The organism is Microcystis sp. T1-4, from assembly GCF_000297435.1.
Lineage (GTDB): Bacteria > Cyanobacteriota > Cyanobacteriia > Cyanobacteriales > Microcystaceae > Microcystis.
In genome coordinates, this window is sequence record NZ_CAIP01000136.1 from 1 (window position 1) to 1,509 (window position 1,509).

Annotated in this window: 5 protein-coding genes; all 5 read right to left on the reverse strand. The window is 39.8% G+C overall.

The genetic code is table 11. From position 1 onward, the window contains the following. Positions 1–2: 2 nt before the first annotated feature. Positions 3–143 carry a hypothetical protein gene (locus MICAI_RS26350; protein ID WP_008200156.1) on the reverse strand — a complete coding sequence of 47 codons (141 nt, stop codon included), beginning with the start codon at positions 141–143 and terminating at the stop codon, positions 3–5. Then, positions 131–358, reverse strand: a complete 228-nt coding sequence (locus tag MICAI_RS08015; protein WP_008200158.1) for a hypothetical protein — start codon at positions 356–358, stop codon at positions 131–133. The genes MICAI_RS26350 and MICAI_RS08015 overlap by 13 nt, the downstream gene beginning before the upstream one ends. 34 nt (positions 359–392) lie before the next feature. Next, the gene (locus MICAI_RS08020; protein ID WP_002742721.1) at positions 393–617 is read right to left on the reverse strand and encodes a DUF2283 domain-containing protein; all 225 of its coding nucleotides are present in this window, start codon (positions 615–617) and stop codon (positions 393–395) included. Between the two features lie 3 nt (positions 618–620). Further along, positions 621–851 carry a hypothetical protein gene (locus MICAI_RS08025; RefSeq protein ID WP_002742722.1) on the reverse strand — a complete coding sequence of 77 codons (231 nt, stop codon included), beginning with the start codon at positions 849–851 and terminating at the stop codon, positions 621–623. Between the two features lie 105 nt (positions 852–956). Further along, positions 957–1,509 (reverse strand): WD40 repeat domain-containing protein (locus tag MICAI_RS08030; RefSeq protein WP_039899831.1); only part of this gene is annotated, 553 nt, incomplete at its 5' end.

A 1,509-nucleotide genomic window follows, 5' to 3' on the forward strand; every position in this document is an offset into this window, starting at 1 on the left:
AGCTACTTATTTTCAAAAAAAGTTATTCGTTCTTGGGTGCGCTTAATTCCTTCTTGAAGTTCTTGCAGTCTTTCGGTTAATGCGTCTTCAATAAATTTTTTTAAGGAGTTTAGATGTTTAGAACTCAGTTTTACTTCAGCCATAATGCTTCCGAGTCGATAATCGCTGCTGTTTGCCATTCGTCAGTCCATCCTAATTCTAGTTCATCTACTGCTAAAAAAGCTTGGGCGAGTTCTTCTGCTTCTTGTTGTTGTCGCCATTGTTGTAAAATTGAGGCGATGAAAATGCTTTTATCTTCTACTTTCTGGTTTAGGTAATTAACCAGTTCATCGGGTAAAGAAATGGAGATTTTAGCCATGGTTATCTCTTTGGCTATTTGATTCTAATATAGACTATTTTGATTGAGCTAAAATAACAGAATTAAGGGGGAAAGATTCAGTTTCTAAACGAGTTAAATCAACAATTTGACTAGCTTGATCAATATCAATTCCAACTAATTTTCCTTCGCTATCAAAATCTAAAACAATATCAGGGGCGATTTCTTGAGAATCGGTGCTTGTTTTTTCTGATAGGCTAATGTATAGAGAATCGGTTTCAGGATAATAACTAAATTTCATTTTTTACTCCTTAAAGTTACGATCTGGGAAGGCGTTATGAATGGTTTCTCCATCATCTAGAGTGACAACTCGCAAGTATTTTCCTAATTCGGGAATGTATAACCAATGACGAATGCGTCCATTTGGTTCTATTTCTCGTCTAACTGGATTCTGGATAGCCTGTTGACACCATTCTCGCTTAAGATAGGGTCTTTTGACCAAGACTTGTTCTTCAAAGTAGCGGGTAGTTTTCATTCATCATTTTTCTGATCGATTCCTTCTATCATAATTTTAAAGAAATTTAGATAAATTTCCCCAGATACTAAATTCTCCCCCCTTTTTAAGGGGGGCAGGGGGGGATCAAATCCCATCACACAAATGCCTATCCTCCTCCCTAACGCCAGAATTAGGATTGTGCAAATAAACCCGCACCCAATCGCAACTACGCCCCATTAAAGCATCTAAACCCCAGCCATTGTTTCCATTCCAGAGTTTGATGGTGCTGTCATTACTACCGCTCACCAAAGTCTTGCCGTCGGGACTAAAATTAACGCTATTGACAACCCAATCATGCCCCTTGAGGGTGTGGATTTCCTTGCCTGTTTCTACATTCCAGAGTTTGATAGTGTTGTCATAACTACCGCTCACCAAAGTCTTGCCGTCGGGACTAAAATTAATGCTATTGACCCAGTTATCATGCCCCTTGAGGGTACGGATTTCTTGGCCTGTTTCTACATTCCAGAGTTTGATGGTGTTGTCCCAATTACCGCTCACCAAAGTCCTGCCGTCGTGACTAAAATTAACGCTTGTGGCAAAGTTATCATGCCCCCTGAGGGTGTGGATTTCTTTGCCTGTTTCTACATTCCAGAGTTTGATAGTGTTGTCAACACTACCGCTCACCAAAGTCTTGCCA